Origin of the sequence: Neorhizobium puerariae (assembly GCF_042429745.1) — a bacterium.
GTDB classification, from domain to species: domain Bacteria; phylum Pseudomonadota; class Alphaproteobacteria; order Rhizobiales; family Rhizobiaceae; genus Neorhizobium; species Neorhizobium puerariae.
In genome coordinates, this window is sequence record NZ_JBHMAA010000003.1 from 122,829 (window position 1) to 138,021 (window position 15,193).

Here is a 15,193-nt window from a genome sequence, read left to right on the forward strand (position 1 = left end):
CAAAACGCGGCTGTTGTGAGTAATTTTTTCAAGACAGGTTCTCCGTCGGCATATCAGCCGGTATTTCGATGTCATGGGAAAGAGTGCAAACGAGCGGCGGACCGCCCGTCTGTTCAGCTTTTCTTGACGCGCTTTCTCTGGCGATAGACGTCGGCGACAACGGCGGCGACAATGATCACGCCCTTGAGCATTTCCTGGTAATAGGCATCGAGGCGAAGGAAGGTGAAGCCGGAGATGATGACACCGAAGATCACCATGCCGATCATTGTGCCGATGACGGAGCCGCGACCGCCGGACAACGACACGCCTCCGATAACGGCCATGGCTATGGCGTCGAGTTCGTAGCTCATGCCCATGCCTGCCTGGGCGGTGAGACCACGGGAGGCAACGACGATCCCGGCGAGCGCCGACAGCAGGCCGGCAACAGCGTAGACCTTCACGGTGTGGCGCTCGACGTCGATTCCGGAAACGCGGGCGGCCTGTTTGTTCGCGCCGATGGCATAGGTGAATTTGCCATAGCGCGTATAGCGCAGGATGATATGCATGACTGAGGCCACAAGGACGAAGATCAAGATTGGCGCGAGCCCCTTGCCGATCGCCGCGAAACTGTCGGTCGGGAAGCTGATCGGCTGGCCCTTCGTATACCACTTGGCAAATCCACGCGCCGTGACCATCATGCCGAGCGTGGCAATAAACGGTGGAATCTTGCTGTACGCGATCAGGAGGCCGTTGATGGCGCCGCAGACCACGCCAACGAGAAGCCCGGCGAAAACCGGCACGACCACCGGAAGATCCGTCAGGCCCGGATAGAGAGCACGTTCGAAGGTGCCGACCTGCGCGAGACTCATCGAGATCATGGCAGTCGCACCAACGATCGAACCGGAACTGAGGTCAATTCCGTCGGAGATGATGACCTGCGTGACGCCGATGGCAATGATCCCGATGACCGAGACCTGCAGGATCATGATCGAAAGACGTTGGGTGTTTGCGAGGAAGCTCTGCCCTTGCAGTATCCAACCGAGTATCTCGAACGTCAGCGAAATCCCCACGAGAACCAGAAGAATGTTCAATTCCGCCGGGACACGGCGCCTTGCGCGGGTGACAGGAAGAGCGGATTGCGATGTCGCATTTGTCATGGAAATTTCCTTCCGCAATGAACGCTAGCGCGCAGCCAGGTTCATTATCTTGACCTGGCTTGCCTCGGCGCGATCAAGGAAGCCTGAAACGTGCCCTTCATGCATCACCATGATCCGGTCGCTCATTCCGAGGACCTCAGGCAATTCGGAGGAGATCATCAGGACCGCGACCCCCTGGGCGGCGAGCCCGGTGATCAACCGATGGATTTCCGACTTGGCCCCAACGTCGATCCCGCGCGTCGGCTCGTCGAGGATGAGGATGCGTGGTTTTGTCAAAAGCCAACGCGCGATCAAAAGCTTCTGTTGATTGCCGCCCGAGAGGTTCTCGACGGTCTCCTGAAGGTTCGGCGTCTTGACGCGGAGCTTGGCCGCCATCTCCTCCGATAGTCTTGTGACCGTCGGCTGATCAACAAAACCGGCCTTGACGTGGGAGCGCGTGATCAATGCGGATTGGATGTTCTCGAGGCAATTCAGCGTCAGGAAACAGCCCGTCTCCTTCCGATCCTCGGTGAGAAAGGCCAGTCCGTGAGCCATCGCGGCGCTGGGGCTGTCGATTTTCGCCGGGTCACCATCGATCACGATTTCTCCCGAAGTTGCCGGTCGAACTCCAAACAGCGCTTCTGCGACATTTGAGCGTTTTGAGCCCACCAGCCCGGCGAGCCCCAGGATCTCCCCTCGCCGGATCGTAAAGGAGATGTCATGAAAGACACCCGGGATTGTCAGGTTCTTGACCTCAAGAACGATGTCGCCGATCGGGCAGTCGATCTTGGGGAACATGTCCGTGATCTCGCGCCCTACCATCATGCGAATAATGTCGTCCCGCGTGACGTCTTTGGAGGAGTGCGTGCCGACATACTTGCCGTCACGGAAAACCGTGAACTCGTCGGCGATCTCGAAGAGTTCATTCATCTTATGGGTGATGTAAACGATGCCAATTCCGCGCGAGCGAAGATCGCGGATGATTGCAAAGAGGTGTTCGACTTCGCGGTCAGTCAGCGCAGAAGTCGGTTCATCCATGATCAGCACAGAAGACTCGTAGCTAACCGCACGCGCGATCTCGACCATCTGCTTTTGTGCGACTGTCAGCTCGGACACTTGCGCTCTGGGATCGAGAACGATGTTCAGGCGAGCGAAGAGCTCCTCGGTGATTGTGACCATCTTGGCATGGTCGATGAGGCCGAAACGGTTCTTCGGTTCACGCCGTATCCAGATATTCTCCGCCACGGTCATCCAGTTCATCAACTGGAGTTCCTGGTGGATCATCGCGATCCCCTGCTCCAACGCGTCCAGTGGCGACTTCAGCACCGTGGAGACACCACGGAGGCGTATTTCACCAGCATCTGGCTGATAAATCCCGGCGATGATTTTCATGAGCGTCGATTTGCCGGCGCCGTTTTCGCCCATCAGAGCATGCACGGTTCCGGGCTTGACGCGAAGCTGCACATTGTCGAGCGCCAGCACACCTGGAAATTCCTTTCGGATTCCTTCGATTGCAAGCAGGCCATCGACTTCCGTCGCCTCAAGCACCCGTTTGATTGCCGCAGCTGTTGTAGGACTGACCATGGCTTCTCCTCTCTCGCCTGTGAATTGAAAGAGGCGGCCATCCGCCTCTCTCGATGCTGCGAGCCGATTAGTTCTTGGCCTGGTAGTCCTTGAGGTTTGCCGGCGTGACGAGTTCGAAAGGGACGTAGACTTTCTTCTCGATCTTCTCGCCGCGGGCAATCTTGAGTGCGGCATCCACGGCGCCCTTGCCCTGCCCCGCCGCATTCTGAAACACGGTCACGTCGAGATCACCGGCAGCCATTGCAGCCAGCGCATCCTGCGTGGCATCCACGCCGGAGACGATAACGTCTTTCATGTTCTTGCCGGCAGCCTTCAACGACTGGATCGCGCCGATCGCCATTTCGTCATTGTTGGCGATGACCGCGTCGAATTGAACGCCGGCGGAGAGCCAGTTGGTCATCAGGTCGGCGCCCTGAGTGCGCGACCAGTTGGCGGTCTGCTCCTCGACGATCTTGATGAAACCGCAATCCGGTGTCGCGATCACATCCTTGATGTCTTGCGTGCGCATGCGGGCAGCCTGATTGGAGAGCTCGCCCATCATGACGACGGCCTTCGCTTCCTTTTTCCCGGCCGCCTTCAAGAGCCGGCACACTTCCTTGGTTTCGAGGGTCCCGGATTCTTTTTCGTCGGATGCGACGAATGCCTGCTTTTCGGGGAGCCGATCCACGTTTACCGGCATTCGGTTGACGTAAACCAGCGGAATTCCCGCAGCCTCGGCGGCTTGCGACAACGCAACGGTTGCGTCCGTATCGACCGGATTGACGATAATAGCATCAACGCCGGAAGCAACAAAGTTCTGGACCTGGCTGAGCTGCCTGCCGACGTCGTTTTGCGCATCCTCGACTTGCAGCGTAACGCCCTTTTGTGTCTTGGCGTAATCAGCCATGCCGTTTCGAAGGACGGTGAGAAAATTGTCGTCGAACAGCGCCATCGAGACACCAATCGTCTCGGCCGACGCCGTCGTCGCCAGCATGCTGGCGAAAGCTGCGATAATCAGGTGCTTCTTCTTCATTCCCATTCTCCTCCACAGATTATGAAACGTCCGGCCGCACGGGTCCCACGGCCTCGGCCAGTCATTGGGCAACAAGGCTCTCTGGCGAAGATCAAGATCTTCGCCACGGGCCAGCCAGGATTTAAAATAGGGGCGGCGGTGTGCCTCCTGTCTCCACCACCCGGCAGGACAATTTCCTAATGGAGGACCCTCGTCAACGCATCTTGACGGCCAGCCGCTATCAGCGCTGATAGAAACTAAGCATTAAAGCATGATGGAATCCATCAAACCATCATAGACTCTCAGGCACCCAAAGCTGCGCAGGAAGAAAACGCTGTCCGGGCGTTTCCGCCATGCCGTTTTCGATCGTATGAACCATGGTGGCGATCAGGTCGGTGCAAAGCTCCCGTAACGGTGTCTGAAAAACACCCGTAATTCGCCGCTCAAGCAGGGCCTGTCTGGATTCAGGGGTGAGTTCGTTGACGAGGCAGCCGATCTTTTCGCCCTTGTCCGTTTCCTGAAGAGCTTCGATCGCGCCTTCCATTCCGCCCCCGATACAATAGACGCCGACGAGGTCGTTATGGCGAGAAATCGCATCCATCAGCAATTCATAGGTCAGACGGCGCGTCTCAAGATTGATCAGGGCGTCCAGCACCTCGAACTCCGGCGCGTATTCCCGCATGTAACTGCGAAATCCGGTCTCGCGAAGCGAATGGCCGTGAAATCGATGTCCGCCCAGAAGCAGAAGCATTTTACCGGGAGAACACGACAGCTTGGACAGCACCCATGCCGCGGTCCGGCCCACTTTCATATTATTCGTGCCGAGATAGGCCTCGCGCACGCCTTGAGCGAAATCGGAAAGGAGGGAGAAGGTCGGAATACCCTTGGATTTTAGCGCGCTCACGGCTGATGTAACGTCATGATGGTCCGGTCCGATGGCGCCAATTGCCTGCACCTTGCCCTTCATGCCAAGCAGCAGGTCCGAAAGCTCGGCCGGTTCCCCTGATTTTGCAAATTGAACATGTATCTGGAGACGTCGATCCTTGACCGAAAGCGCTGCCGCCTCCAGCTCCTTGGCGAACGACTGATAGAAGGCATGGCGTTCCTTGCGTAGGATGAAGCCGAGATTATACGAGGGCAAGTCCGCCAGCATTCTCTGGCGAATGATATTCGTGGCGTGAAATCCGATCTTCTCCGCGGCGGAGAACACGCGTTTCGACGTCTCTTCGCGCACAGGCAAGCGCGCATTCAGCACACGATCGACCGTTGCAACGCTGACGCCGGCCGCTTCCGCGACGTCCGCAATTGTGGGACGCTTCATCGAATTCACCTCAGAGTCAGATGGAGTTTCATCACTATGTGACATAGATTGTCACGATAAATGAAAGAAGCCAATCAGGATCGCAAGATATCTGCGTTTGCTCTCGCGGCATGGTGAAGAACGATGAAGGCCTCTGCGACCTCGGATTTGATGAAAGGAAATCGATCCATTATTCCGACAACCACGCGGCATGGGCCTCGTGGGGATTGTTGAAATGCGATCAGGAAACGAGCTTCCCGGGACCGCATCCGCCGGCCGGACGCGTCGTCAATCCATCTCATACCGCGCTTGCGCGCATTCCTTTTCCTGTTCTGGCTGCAGTCGGATTGCAGAAGGTGAACCTCATCAAAGCGGCAATTCCGGCCAAGCTCCGCCGCGCCCTGATCACCGATGAAAACACGGCAGGCGTCCTTTTGCAGACCCGATAAGACAGTGGATGCCCTGACACATTTCCTGTCGGGGCATCCAGGCGATCAGGTGAGCGCGACAACCTGCCGATCCACCGGGAGATCGGGATCGTAGTGGTACTTCGCACTGTCATCGAGGAAATCATGCGAGTGAACAACCACTGAGCCGCCCTCAATGAAAACAATGGCATAAGCCGGCGGCTCCATGCTGCATGGGATGCCTCGTTCCAGCGCGAAGTCGAGCCAGGTCTGGTGGTTCAAGCCGCGCAGGGTCGAGAACGGGATGCCGTTCCAGCTCCCGCAAATCGGTCGATGGACATGGCCGAAGAAAATGTGACGGACATCATGCCCCTCCAGGAGCCGCCCCAAAACAAGGCCATCCTCCAGGATCAACTCGTCGACGGGGCGAAAATGCACGGGCAGCGGATGGTGGTGCATAAAGAGATAGACCGGACGGCCGGCGGCTTCCTTCAGCCGCGCGTCCAACCATGCCAGCCTGTCCGCGCAATATCGTCCCGCATGGCTATCGGCCCGATTGGTATCGAGGAACAGGAAGCACCCTTCCTCATTGTCAAGGACGGATTGGACGAAGCCGTGTTCATCGACCTCAATATCCGGAAACACACGGCGGAACTGCGTCCGATCGTCATGGTTGCCGATCAGCAGCCGGACAGGGACAGGAAAGCCCTCCAGCGCTTGCCGAAGCCTGACATAGGATTGCTCCTGACCGTGATGAGCAAGATCGCCGGTGATGACGCAAAGATCGGCATCCGGGTGATTCCTGCGGATGTCCGACAGGCAAGCCGCCAGACGCGCGCCCGGGTCATTGTCAAAAAGGGTTTCGTCCGCGGGCATCAGGTGGATGTCCGTTATCTGTATTATCTTCATTGGCAGTCCTATTGTCATATCAGTTGGGCGATTAGGCCCAGAGCCGCCGCGATGCGATCTCGGCTCCATGCACCAGGGATTCCAGCTTTTTCCAGGCAATATCCGGGTCGACGGTGTGAAAAGTCGCGAAGCTTGCGAACCCGCAATCCGTGCCAGCGATCACCCGCTCGCGGCCAACGAGGTTGGCGTATTGCTCAATGCGCTGCGCAACGACTTCGGGGTGCTCGATGTAATTCGTGCAGGTATCGATGACGCCTGGCACAATGATCTTGTCTTCAGGCAGAGCGGTTTCCTTGAACAGGCTCCATTCATGCGAATGCCTGGGATTGGCCGCTTCGAGCAACAGAGCCATGGGCTTGGCGGTGATGGCGATGTCGAAAATCTCGTGAAGGTCGATGTCGTGGTGGTGTGGAGATTCGTAATTGCCCCAGCAAAGGTGCATTCGCAGCCGGTCGGCGGGAATGTTGCGAAGCGCATGATTGAGCACGGCAACATGCAAAACGATCTCCTTGCGGAATTCGTCGACTTCCATCGGCTTTTCGCGGAAATGCCGCCCGAGGGCCAGGTCCGGGCAGTCGATCTGAAGCAGAAGGCCCGATGCGACGATAGCCTCGTATTCGTGCCTCATAGCCTCACCCAAGGCGTAGAGATACTCTTCCTGCGAAGGATAGAAGGTGTTCGGCATATAGTGCGCCATGATGCCCGGGGATGAGGCATTCATGAAAGCTTCCTCGGCAGAAGCCCCGGCCAGCGCCGCTTTCAGGTTGGAAAGATCCGCCTGAAGGATATCTCCTCCGATGTATTCGATCGGCCCCACACAGGCCGGGGTCTTTATATCCAGCACGATTTTTTTGGCGAAGTCTGGAAATTCAGCGAGTTCGGAAAGCGCCAACGGCTGATCGACGCCAGTCAAGCCGGTCAGGCGCTCTCGCGCATAAGTGGCATAGGCGTATTTGCTCATCTCGCCATCATCCACAACCGATATCCCCGCCGCCGCCTGCTTCAGCACGATGTCCATGACAGCTTCTGAAATCTCGTCGGGGAGAGACGCACGCCCTTCAGCGTCAAGCTCGTTTTTCTCCTTCGCGGCAATCTTCGCTTCAAGGGCCGCGGGGCGCGGCAGGCTGCCGACATGCGTTGTAAGGATACGATCCGTGCTGATCTGCATGACGTTTCTCCTGAAACTGGACCAATGATACTCGGCGCATCAGACCGCGGATGGCGAGGCGCTGACGGTGCGACCATAGTAAGTTCGATTGACGTCCCTGTGTCGTCGTATTAGTTGAACTTATATAATCGGCAGCAAAGGGCATTCTTCGTGAAGGTGAGCTCTCAACAGATCGCAGCGTTTACGGAAGTCTTCCGCCAGCGAAGCGTCTCCGATGCGGCATCGGTTCTGGGGATAACGCAGTCGGCGGTCACACAGCATCTTGCAAAGCTTGAGCAGCGGGTCGGGTCCACATTATTCATCCGCTATAGAACAGGTCTTGAACCGACGAAGGCCGCCCAGGAGCTTTTCCTCCTGACCGACCGCATCGATGTTCTGGAGAAGCTCGTTGCCGAGAAGGTCAATGCGTATAGCTCACTGTTCGACGGCAATTTAAGCATAATCGCAAATGCTCCTCGACCCGCCATGCCGCTGATCGCCCGGTTCAAGCAAAACCATCCTGGCGTGAAGGTGACCTTCGCGCTCCTCAGCTGGACAAAGACAATGGAAAGGCTGGCGGCACGCGACGTCGACATAGCCATCATCACCGAGCCTGATGAAATTCCCGGCATGTTTCAGCAGGAACTGACGCGAAATCCTTTTGTCGCGATGTTGCGATGCGAGCATCCGCTGGCGGCGCAACAGTCCGTAACGATGGCAGAACTCGCGAACGAGGTGATGATCCTTCCTGAAGATGGCTCGCTGACCCAGCGGGAACTGACGCGAGCCAGTTTGGCCAGTGGTATCCGCTTTGCCAATGCCATCCAGATGACCACATATGCAGTCATGAAGGAAGCCGTCCTGCACGGATTGGGCGTCGGCATTTTTCTCGAGGACAGCGTATTTCCTTCTCGCGAATTCGTTTTCCGACCGGTCCGAGAGCTTGAAAAAACCTTCGGAACCTATGTCGTGACGACGAAAGACAAGACGGATCTCAAGCTTGTCCGGGCTTTTCTCGACGAATGCGATGACAGCGTGCGCGCAATGGTTCCTGACCTGCAGAAATGAGGCAGCCAGCTGGTTGCCTCATTTCAGGATTGACCGATACTTTATCGGATAGGCAGGAGACGGCATCGGATAGGCAGGAGACGGCCGCGCCCCTGAAATCGGACGCGCCCGATGATCCTCACTTGCGCGGCAGCAGCGCCTGGACGTCCGAAGCCATGTCGGCCAGCACGGCCTGCGGCTCTTTCGCGCGGCTTCCATCCATGATCGACTGAAGACGGTCCTTGATGACGTCGGTAATCTTCAGACCGTTGTCGCCGGGGAAGGCATACCAGCCCGTCAGGTAGGCAAGCTGCGAAAGCGCGACCGCCTGATTGGGATTCTTTTCATAGAAGTCCTTCAACAGGTCGGCGGCCTTGTTGTTGGGGGCCATATATCCCGTCGTCTTGACCATGATTGCTCCGCCTTCGGGACCGGTCGCGAACTTCAGAAACTCCCAGGCAGCTTTCTGCTTTTCCTTGTCTTTGGAAGTGATGATGGCAACATTGCCGCCCGCCGGAAGGCGCGAGACGCCCGGCTTCAGATCCGGATAGGTTCCGGTCTTGAATTCGAACTTTGTACCGATCTGCCTGGAGATCGCGTTGACGCGCGCCGTCGAGGTAACCAGTATACCGAGCTTTCCGGCCGAAAATGCTGCAAACATATCGTTGGAAGACATGTTGGGCGACTTGGCTTCGGTCGCCAGCCGGCCAAGCGTGTCGATCGCTTTCTTTCCAGCCTCGTCGGTGAATGCCACCTTGGTTTCGTCGTCGTTGAGCATCGAACCGCCATAGCCGAAGTCGAGTGACTGCCACAGCCAGTTGCCGGTGATCGTCCACTCGACCTCCACCCCGTCGGCCTCGCCCTGCGACTGGATCTTCTTGCCAAGTTCGATGATCTCGTTCCAGGTCTTCGGCAGGTTATTTTCCTCGAGTCCTGCTTTTCTGACGAGATCCATATTGTAGTAGACGATCGGCAGCGAGATGGCGAAGGGAAGACCGTAGACCTTGCCGTTTGATGCTCCGGCCGCTCGCATGCCTTCATGATAGCCGGCCGCGTCGAAGTCCTTTTCGTTGGCGATGAAATCATCGAGCGCCACGGCCATGCCCTTGTCCGCAAGAACGCGAACGCGGTTCAGGCCCTGGAATGTCACATCCGGCGTGTTGCCGGTAATGCCTTCACGAAGAACACGCTGGGCGGCATCCTCATATTCCTTGTAAGCCGGGCGGAACTCTACGGTGATGTCCGGATGCGCTCTGGTGAACGCAGCGGCGATTTCCTTCTGGGTTCCTTCGAACAACTCCGCATAGGGATATTGAACGGTGATGGTGGTCTGGGCTGCAGCCATCGTTGCCGCCAGCGAAAACGCTGCGGCCAATACGGTCACTTTCATTCTGCTTTCTCCGATGCTCGGTGGGTTATTTGATGCCGGTGAAGGTCATGCCTTCGATGAACCGGCGTTGTGCGAGAAGAAACAAGGCCAAAAGCGGGGCGACAACGATTGTCGCTGCTGCCATCAGCGGACCGTAATTGTTGCCGGCCTCGGCATTTCGGAACGCCATGATGCCGAGAGGCGGCGTCATGTACCGGTCGCTGGAAATGACGATCAAAGGCCAGAAATAGTCGTTCCAATGCGCAACGACCGAAAAGATACCGAAGGCGGTGAGCGCCGGAACTGCGGCGGGCAGCATGACCCGCCAGACGATGGAGAGTTCCGACATCCCATCCATGCGCGCCGCGTCCACCAGATCGTCGGGGACACCCATGAAGAACTGCCGCAACAGGAATATTCCGAAAACGGAGATCGTAAACGGCAGGATCATCGCGCTGTAACTGTCAAGCAGACCGACGCCATAGAACAGGATGAAGAGCGGCACGGCGATGACATGGTATGGAATGAGCAGGCAGAACAGGACCATGCCGAAGGCGACTCTACGGCCGACGAAGCGCAGCTTGGCCAAGGCATAGGCTGCGGGAAGCGCGACGAGGGCCTGCAGAAGAAAGATCGCCGCCGTCACGAGCGCGCCATTGAGAAGATAGTATGCAAGCGGCGCCGCCGAGAAAGCTTCGGAATAGTTCTCGATGACGGCAAGCTGCCGGGGCCACCAATTGATCGTGCCGGAGAAAATCTCATCGGCCGACTTCAGCGATGTCGACAGCATGACGGCGAACGGAAGCAGCGAAAAGATGCCAAGCAGCAAAAGCAGAATGTGGCGCAGGGCTGCGACGAGGATATTGCTCATGCGGCTTCTCCCTGTCGGCCGGGATAAAGAAAGCGGAGAAGACCGATTGCAAGTATCAGGACAAGAAACACGACCGTGAGCGCAGCGGCCCTGCCGCTTCTGAGAAACTCGAACCCCTCCGCATAAACCGTGTAGAGAAGGACTTCGGTAGCCTTGTTCGGTCCTCCCTGGGTCAGCGACTGTACGGTGTCGAAAACCTGGAAGGACCGGATGCCCGAGGTGATGGCGACGAAGATTGTCACGGCCCCTAGCTGCGGCCAGGTGACAAGTGTGAAACGCGTCCAGGCGTTCGGTGCGCCATCGATATTTGCCGCGTCGTAGAGTTCGCGCGGAATAGTCGAAAGCCCGGCCATGAACAGAACCATGTTGAAGCCGAAACTCTGCCAGATGCCGATCACGGCGAGCACATAGAGAGCGAGACCGCTCTCCTTCAGCCAATTGTGCGGGGCAAGTCCCAGCAGTTTCATCACGGCGTTGGCGATGCCGAAGCTCGGCTGAAGCATGAATTCCCAAACTACGGCCATGGCAAGCAGACTTGCCATGACAGGCAGGAAAAATACCGTGCGGTAAAACGATTTGAACGAAGCGCTCGAGTTGACGAGCAGGGCGCTGGCAAGCCCCAGGCCCACTGAGCCGGGAACGACGATGGCGGAGTAGATCAGGGTATTCGAAAGTGACCGCCAGAAAGCATGGTCTTCAGCCAGATCTCGGAAATTGCCGAGGCCGATGAACCGAAGGCTCCGATCGCCGAGCTGATAATCAGTGAACGCAAGGACAATGATGGCCAGCAAGGGAAGCAGGAGAAACACTGTCGCCAGGATCGCCGCCGGCGCCAACAATGCGAGGCCGGCACGGTTCTGGCGTGCGGAAGCGCTCATCGGTCCGCCCCCAGTTTGAAGGCGCCGGCCACGCGGCGATTGTCGCACCCGAAGACATGAAGACGGCCCTCGTCGATAGCGATACCCAGACGGTCGCCGATCGCGGGGCGTTGATCCGCAGGATCTACTCTTACGACAATGGCCAGGCCATTCATGTCATCCGCACGGACCTGGACGAAGATGTCGGCTCCAAGGTTCTCGATGTGACAGACGACGCCGGAGATGACGCCCTCGCCCCTCCCCACCAGGCGCGCGGCCTCGGGCCGAAAGGCTGCATGAATGCCATTGGGATGCAGACCGGCGGCGCCAGCGCCGATCGAGAGCCTTCCTCCATCGCCAAGCAAGGCAGCCACGACATTGATCTTGGGGCTCCCGATGAATTCCGCGACCCTGAGATCCTCGGGCATTTGATAGATCCGATCGGGGGTGTCGACCTGCAGGACTTCTCCGCCCATCATGACTGCGATCCGGTCGGACATCGTCATCGCTTCAGCCTGGTCGTGGGTGACGTAGATGAACGTTGCCCCGAGTTGGCGGTGAAGGGCGGCTATTTCCCCACGCGCCTGAACGCGCATCTTGGCATCCAGATTGGACAGCGGCTCGTCCATGAGAAAGGCGCTCGGTTTACGCACCATGGCCCGCGCCAATGCGACGCGCTGGCGTTGCCCGCCTGAAAGAGCCGAAGGCTTGCGATCGCGCAGACCGGCGATAGACAGCGCATCGCACACGGCTTCGACCTCTTTGGCGATGTCGCGGCTTTTCGTCCTGCTCCCGGGCAGGAAGGAACCAAGGACCGAGCGCTCCAGCGTCGACATCCGGCGCATCTTCAGGGGCACCGCGATGTTTTCTGCCACCGTGAGATGCGGGTAGAGAGCATAGGACTGGAATACCATGGCGAGATCGCGGTCACGCGGGCGCACCTTGTCCACCGGCCGGCCATCCAGCAATATGTGGCCTTCGCTCTGCTCCTCCAAACCCGCGACGATCCGAAGCAAAGTCGATTTGCCACAACCCGATGGCCCAACCAGCGAGATGAATTCGCCGTCGCGAATATCGAGGTCGATCCGCTTTAAAATAGTGGCATCGCCAAATGCCTTGGCGACGGATTTGATTGCGAGCCCAGCCATGGAAATGAACCGTCCTGAATTCGTGACGGTCGGCGTATAGGGCGTTTTACTCACATGGAAATGACCGAATATTATCTGCAGTTATCGCGCCATTAGCGAAGACGACTTCTACACCGTTCACTTGCCGAAAATGCGCTGGGTCGAGGAGTGGCTTGCTGTAATCGGTGGCTCCGTGCGAAGGCAAGGTTGCATCTGCACCCCGGCTGTAAAGCGGCATAGGTAAACTGGGTACGAGATGTCTCGTATTGCCCTTGAACGGATGCGAACCGTCAACTGTACCTTCGCGTTGTCAATTGGCCGGACCGGAAATCGCTTCCCTTCAGGTCATGCATTGCAACCGCCTCATGATCTTCAGATCCTGTGCATCTTTCAAAGCTTTTATTCGCGCCGTCGCTTCATCGAACGACGCGGCTGGCGGACAGACAGGCGTGGTGTATGGTTTACCCACACTTTTACCGATGTATTTTTCAAACGACAGCGACCGATAAAGCGTTGGATCGGCAGAGGGATCGAACAGAGGCCGATACCCCAGGCTCAAATAGAGCCCAACCGCCTCAGGCTGGCGGAAACCTGTCGAAAGGTAGACCCTGACGTAACCTTGATCAACCGCGCTGTCCTCAAGAGCGAGGACAATCCGGCGCGCCAAGCCCTGCCGCCTCAAGATCGGGTCCGCCCATATGCGCTTGAGCTCAACCGTCTCGTCGTCATGGCTCACGAAAGCGCCTCCTGCGATAGTCCGGCCATCGCGTTGCAAGAGGAGGAAATCACCGAGTGGCGGAGCATATAGGGCTTCGGGATATTGTAAGATTTGCGAACGATTTCCATCCGGATGCTCAATCTCGCCATAGCGTTGATCATGCTCCTGCATGAGCCCGTCAATGAGCGGTCGAGCAGCCGGATGGCGCAAAGACGATCGAATTAAAAGGTCAGCCATCAGATACTAACGGGTCGCCTCCGCCGCGCTGAACGTCGATGTCACGCGCAAGGATGCGGAGAAACGCCTGTAGCTTTCTGGGGAGTATCGTACCGCCAGCACGATCATCGCCAACGAGCCTATCGTCATCACCAGCCAGACACGGCTGAGGTCCGCGAGAGAATCCCGCACCGCTCCGGCAAAGAGAGGAACGAAGCTCGCCAGGATGTAACCTCCCCCTTGAACGAAAGAGGTGAAGTTCCCGGCAGTGGTCGGGTCATCGACATGATCGATCGCCACGATGATCGACAGCGGAAACAGAATGCCGATACCAATGCCGAGCAAAGCCATCGCCACATAAGCCAGTTCTACGGGCCACTCATAAAGAACAATAAAACCGAGCGCCGTCACCAGAAGCGAAAACACCAGCGGTCCACGGCGATCCGGGAAACGATGAATGAAGGCGGCGACCCCGAGAGCCGTGACCGCTTCGACGACGGTGAGTACCGAAAGCAGCAGACCGGCATTGCTTCGTTCCACGCCCCGTTCGAGATAAAATGGCGGAATCCAGGCCATGGCGAGCATGAAGGCCCCTGTGCCGACGCCGAAGAAGACCATAAGGGACCAGCAACGGGCACTACGCCAGAAGGACGGTGCGCGTATACCTGCCGCCGGTGCGTTGACGGCGCTTTCGCTGGTGGCGTGGCGGGAGGAAACGCCCCATAGGAGGGCGGCGACCAAGGCCGGAGCACTCCATGCGGCGAGCGTTCCGAACCAGCCTATGGCGTCGCTGATTCCGGCCGCCGTGCCGGCAGCGATCGATGCGCCGACAACGATGCCGGTTGAATAAAGCCCAATGATCCGGCTCGTAGAACCACCAAAATTACGCTTGGCAAATCCCGGCATGAGCGATTGAACCAGAGTGATGCCGACGCCCGCTCCCACGGCGGTGACCAGCAGGCCCGCTCCAGAAGGCAGCCAGTATCGTGCCAAGCAGGAGAGGGCAATAATCAGGACACCGATGGCGATGCCCCCGCGCTCGCCGAGCGCCGCCCGTATCTGCCTCACATAGATGGCGCCAACCCCCATCAGAAAGACAGGGATTGTGGTCAGCAGCCCGACGACCGTGGAGTTGATGCCCGTATTTCCAATGATCTGTGCGACCAAAGGCCCGATGGCAGCGACGGCCGGGCGCAGATTGATCGAGACCAGGAAGATCGCGATCGCCAGCAATATCGGCGAAGCCTTTTCTGACCTATCGGACATGACGCGTTTCCTTTGCTTCTTCGCTTGCGGTTGACGCCGCCGCGTAATCGGGGATCTTGATAAGCTCGGCGCTACGGCGGTCGATGTCCGGAATAAACACGGTCTCGTTCCAATCCGCCGGTGCCACCGGCCGCAAGGCGATCGACACGGCGCCGGAAGCACAGCCGAGCGTTTCGACCAGGGTTCGGGTAACGACATCGGCCAACGACGCCTTGTTCGCATCCGTTAAGACCGTGTCGAAATACTTGATGATGACATGTGGCATGGGC

The 15,193-nt window shown here is 57.9% G+C and carries 14 protein-coding genes; 1 reads left to right on the forward strand and 13 read right to left on the reverse strand.

Translation table 11 applies throughout. From position 1 onward, the window contains the following. Positions 1–113: 113 nt before the first annotated feature. The 6 genes from ACFFP0_RS01760 to ACFFP0_RS01785 all read right to left on the reverse strand — a co-directional run bounded on the left by ACFFP0_RS01760 (position 114) and on the right by ACFFP0_RS01785 (position 7,474). Positions 114–1,136, reverse strand: coding sequence for an ABC transporter permease (locus ACFFP0_RS01760; protein WP_377255212.1), 1,023 nt, complete (start codon positions 1,134–1,136; stop codon positions 114–116). A 24-nt stretch (positions 1,137–1,160) separates the two neighbouring features. Continuing rightward, positions 1,161–2,699: a sugar ABC transporter ATP-binding protein gene (locus ACFFP0_RS01765; protein WP_377255215.1), complete on the reverse strand. Its 1,539-nt coding sequence runs from the start codon at positions 2,697–2,699 to the stop codon at positions 1,161–1,163. Between the two features lie 67 nt (positions 2,700–2,766). Beyond that, complete coding sequence (locus ACFFP0_RS01770) at positions 2,767–3,711, reverse strand: sugar ABC transporter substrate-binding protein (protein WP_377255218.1); 945 nt, start codon at positions 3,709–3,711, stop codon at positions 2,767–2,769. A 271-nt stretch (positions 3,712–3,982) separates the two neighbouring features. Continuing rightward, the gene (locus tag ACFFP0_RS01775; RefSeq protein WP_377255221.1) at positions 3,983–5,011 is read right to left on the reverse strand and encodes a LacI family DNA-binding transcriptional regulator; all 1,029 of its coding nucleotides are present in this window, start codon (positions 5,009–5,011) and stop codon (positions 3,983–3,985) included. Positions 5,012–5,484: 473 nt separating this feature from the next. After that, positions 5,485–6,306: a phosphodiesterase gene (locus tag ACFFP0_RS01780; RefSeq protein WP_377255224.1), complete on the reverse strand. Its 822-nt coding sequence runs from the start codon at positions 6,304–6,306 to the stop codon at positions 5,485–5,487. A gap of 31 nt (positions 6,307–6,337) precedes the next feature. Beyond that, positions 6,338–7,474, reverse strand: a complete 1,137-nt coding sequence (locus ACFFP0_RS01785) for a cobalamin-independent methionine synthase II family protein (RefSeq protein WP_377255227.1) — start codon at positions 7,472–7,474, stop codon at positions 6,338–6,340. Between the two features lie 150 nt (positions 7,475–7,624). Here ACFFP0_RS01785 and ACFFP0_RS01790 point away from each other — a divergent pair, with 150 nt between their 5' ends. Beyond that, positions 7,625–8,521: a LysR family transcriptional regulator gene (locus ACFFP0_RS01790; protein WP_377255230.1), complete on the forward strand. Its 897-nt coding sequence runs from the start codon at positions 7,625–7,627 to the stop codon at positions 8,519–8,521. Positions 8,522–8,639: 118 nt separating this feature from the next. Here the strand turns inward: ACFFP0_RS01790 and ACFFP0_RS01795 are convergent, their stop codons facing one another. The 7 genes from ACFFP0_RS01795 to ACFFP0_RS01825 form a co-directional block, all read right to left on the reverse strand. Continuing rightward, a complete protein-coding gene (locus ACFFP0_RS01795; protein ID WP_377255233.1) occupies positions 8,640–9,890 on the reverse strand; it encodes an ABC transporter substrate-binding protein in 1,251 nt (416 codons plus the stop codon). A gap of 25 nt (positions 9,891–9,915) precedes the next feature. Continuing rightward, a complete protein-coding gene (locus ACFFP0_RS01800) occupies positions 9,916–10,740 on the reverse strand; it encodes a carbohydrate ABC transporter permease (protein ID WP_377255235.1) in 825 nt (274 codons plus the stop codon). Beyond that, positions 10,737–11,618, reverse strand: a complete 882-nt coding sequence (locus tag ACFFP0_RS01805; RefSeq protein ID WP_377255238.1) for a carbohydrate ABC transporter permease — start codon at positions 11,616–11,618, stop codon at positions 10,737–10,739. Before ACFFP0_RS01805 ends, ACFFP0_RS01800 begins: the two co-directional genes overlap by 4 nt. Then, positions 11,615–12,745, reverse strand: coding sequence for an ABC transporter ATP-binding protein (locus ACFFP0_RS01810; RefSeq protein WP_377255241.1), 1,131 nt, complete (start codon positions 12,743–12,745; stop codon positions 11,615–11,617). The genes ACFFP0_RS01805 and ACFFP0_RS01810 overlap by 4 nt, the downstream gene beginning before the upstream one ends. Before the next feature lie 319 nt (positions 12,746–13,064). Then, entirely contained in the window at positions 13,065–13,679 is a 615-nt protein-coding gene (locus ACFFP0_RS01815) for a GNAT family N-acetyltransferase (RefSeq protein WP_377255244.1), read from the reverse strand. Between the two features lie 6 nt (positions 13,680–13,685). Next, complete coding sequence (locus tag ACFFP0_RS01820; protein ID WP_377255248.1) at positions 13,686–14,924, reverse strand: MFS transporter; 1,239 nt, start codon at positions 14,922–14,924, stop codon at positions 13,686–13,688. Continuing rightward, complete coding sequence (locus ACFFP0_RS01825) at positions 14,914–15,189, reverse strand: tautomerase family protein (protein ID WP_377255252.1); 276 nt, start codon at positions 15,187–15,189, stop codon at positions 14,914–14,916. Before ACFFP0_RS01825 ends, ACFFP0_RS01820 begins: the two co-directional genes overlap by 11 nt. Positions 15,190–15,193 lie beyond the last annotated feature (4 nt).

Excerpts from the sequence above, each read along its gene's own strand:
- ACFFP0_RS01780 (WP_377255224.1), bottom strand. The coding sequence starts at position 6,306 with ATGAAGATAATACAGATAACGGACATCCACCTGATGCCCGCGGACGAA.
- ACFFP0_RS01775 (WP_377255221.1), bottom strand. The coding sequence starts at position 5,011 with ATGAAGCGTCCCACAATTGCGGACGTCGCGGAAGCGGCCGGCGTCAGC.
- ACFFP0_RS01805 (WP_377255238.1), bottom strand. The coding sequence starts at position 11,618 with ATGAGCGCTTCCGCACGCCAGAACCGTGCCGGCCTCGCATTGTTGGCG.
- ACFFP0_RS01795 (WP_377255233.1), bottom strand. The coding sequence starts at position 9,890 with ATGAAAGTGACCGTATTGGCCGCAGCGTTTTCGCTGGCGGCAACGATG.
- ACFFP0_RS01785 (WP_377255227.1), bottom strand. The coding sequence starts at position 7,474 with ATGCAGATCAGCACGGATCGTATCCTTACAACGCATGTCGGCAGCCTG.
- ACFFP0_RS01810 (WP_377255241.1), bottom strand. The coding sequence starts at position 12,745 with ATGGCTGGGCTCGCAATCAAATCCGTCGCCAAGGCATTTGGCGATGCC.
- ACFFP0_RS01815 (WP_377255244.1), bottom strand. The coding sequence starts at position 13,679 with ATGGCTGACCTTTTAATTCGATCGTCTTTGCGCCATCCGGCTGCTCGA.
- ACFFP0_RS01820 (WP_377255248.1), bottom strand. The coding sequence starts at position 14,924 with ATGTCCGATAGGTCAGAAAAGGCTTCGCCGATATTGCTGGCGATCGCG.
- ACFFP0_RS01760 (WP_377255212.1), bottom strand. The coding sequence starts at position 1,136 with ATGACAAATGCGACATCGCAATCCGCTCTTCCTGTCACCCGCGCAAGG.
- ACFFP0_RS01800 (WP_377255235.1), bottom strand. The coding sequence starts at position 10,740 with ATGAGCAATATCCTCGTCGCAGCCCTGCGCCACATTCTGCTTTTGCTG.
- ACFFP0_RS01765 (WP_377255215.1), bottom strand. The coding sequence starts at position 2,699 with ATGGTCAGTCCTACAACAGCTGCGGCAATCAAACGGGTGCTTGAGGCG.
- ACFFP0_RS01825 (WP_377255252.1), bottom strand. The coding sequence starts at position 15,189 with ATGCCACATGTCATCATCAAGTATTTCGACACGGTCTTAACGGATGCG.
- ACFFP0_RS01770 (WP_377255218.1), bottom strand. The coding sequence starts at position 3,711 with ATGAAGAAGAAGCACCTGATTATCGCAGCTTTCGCCAGCATGCTGGCG.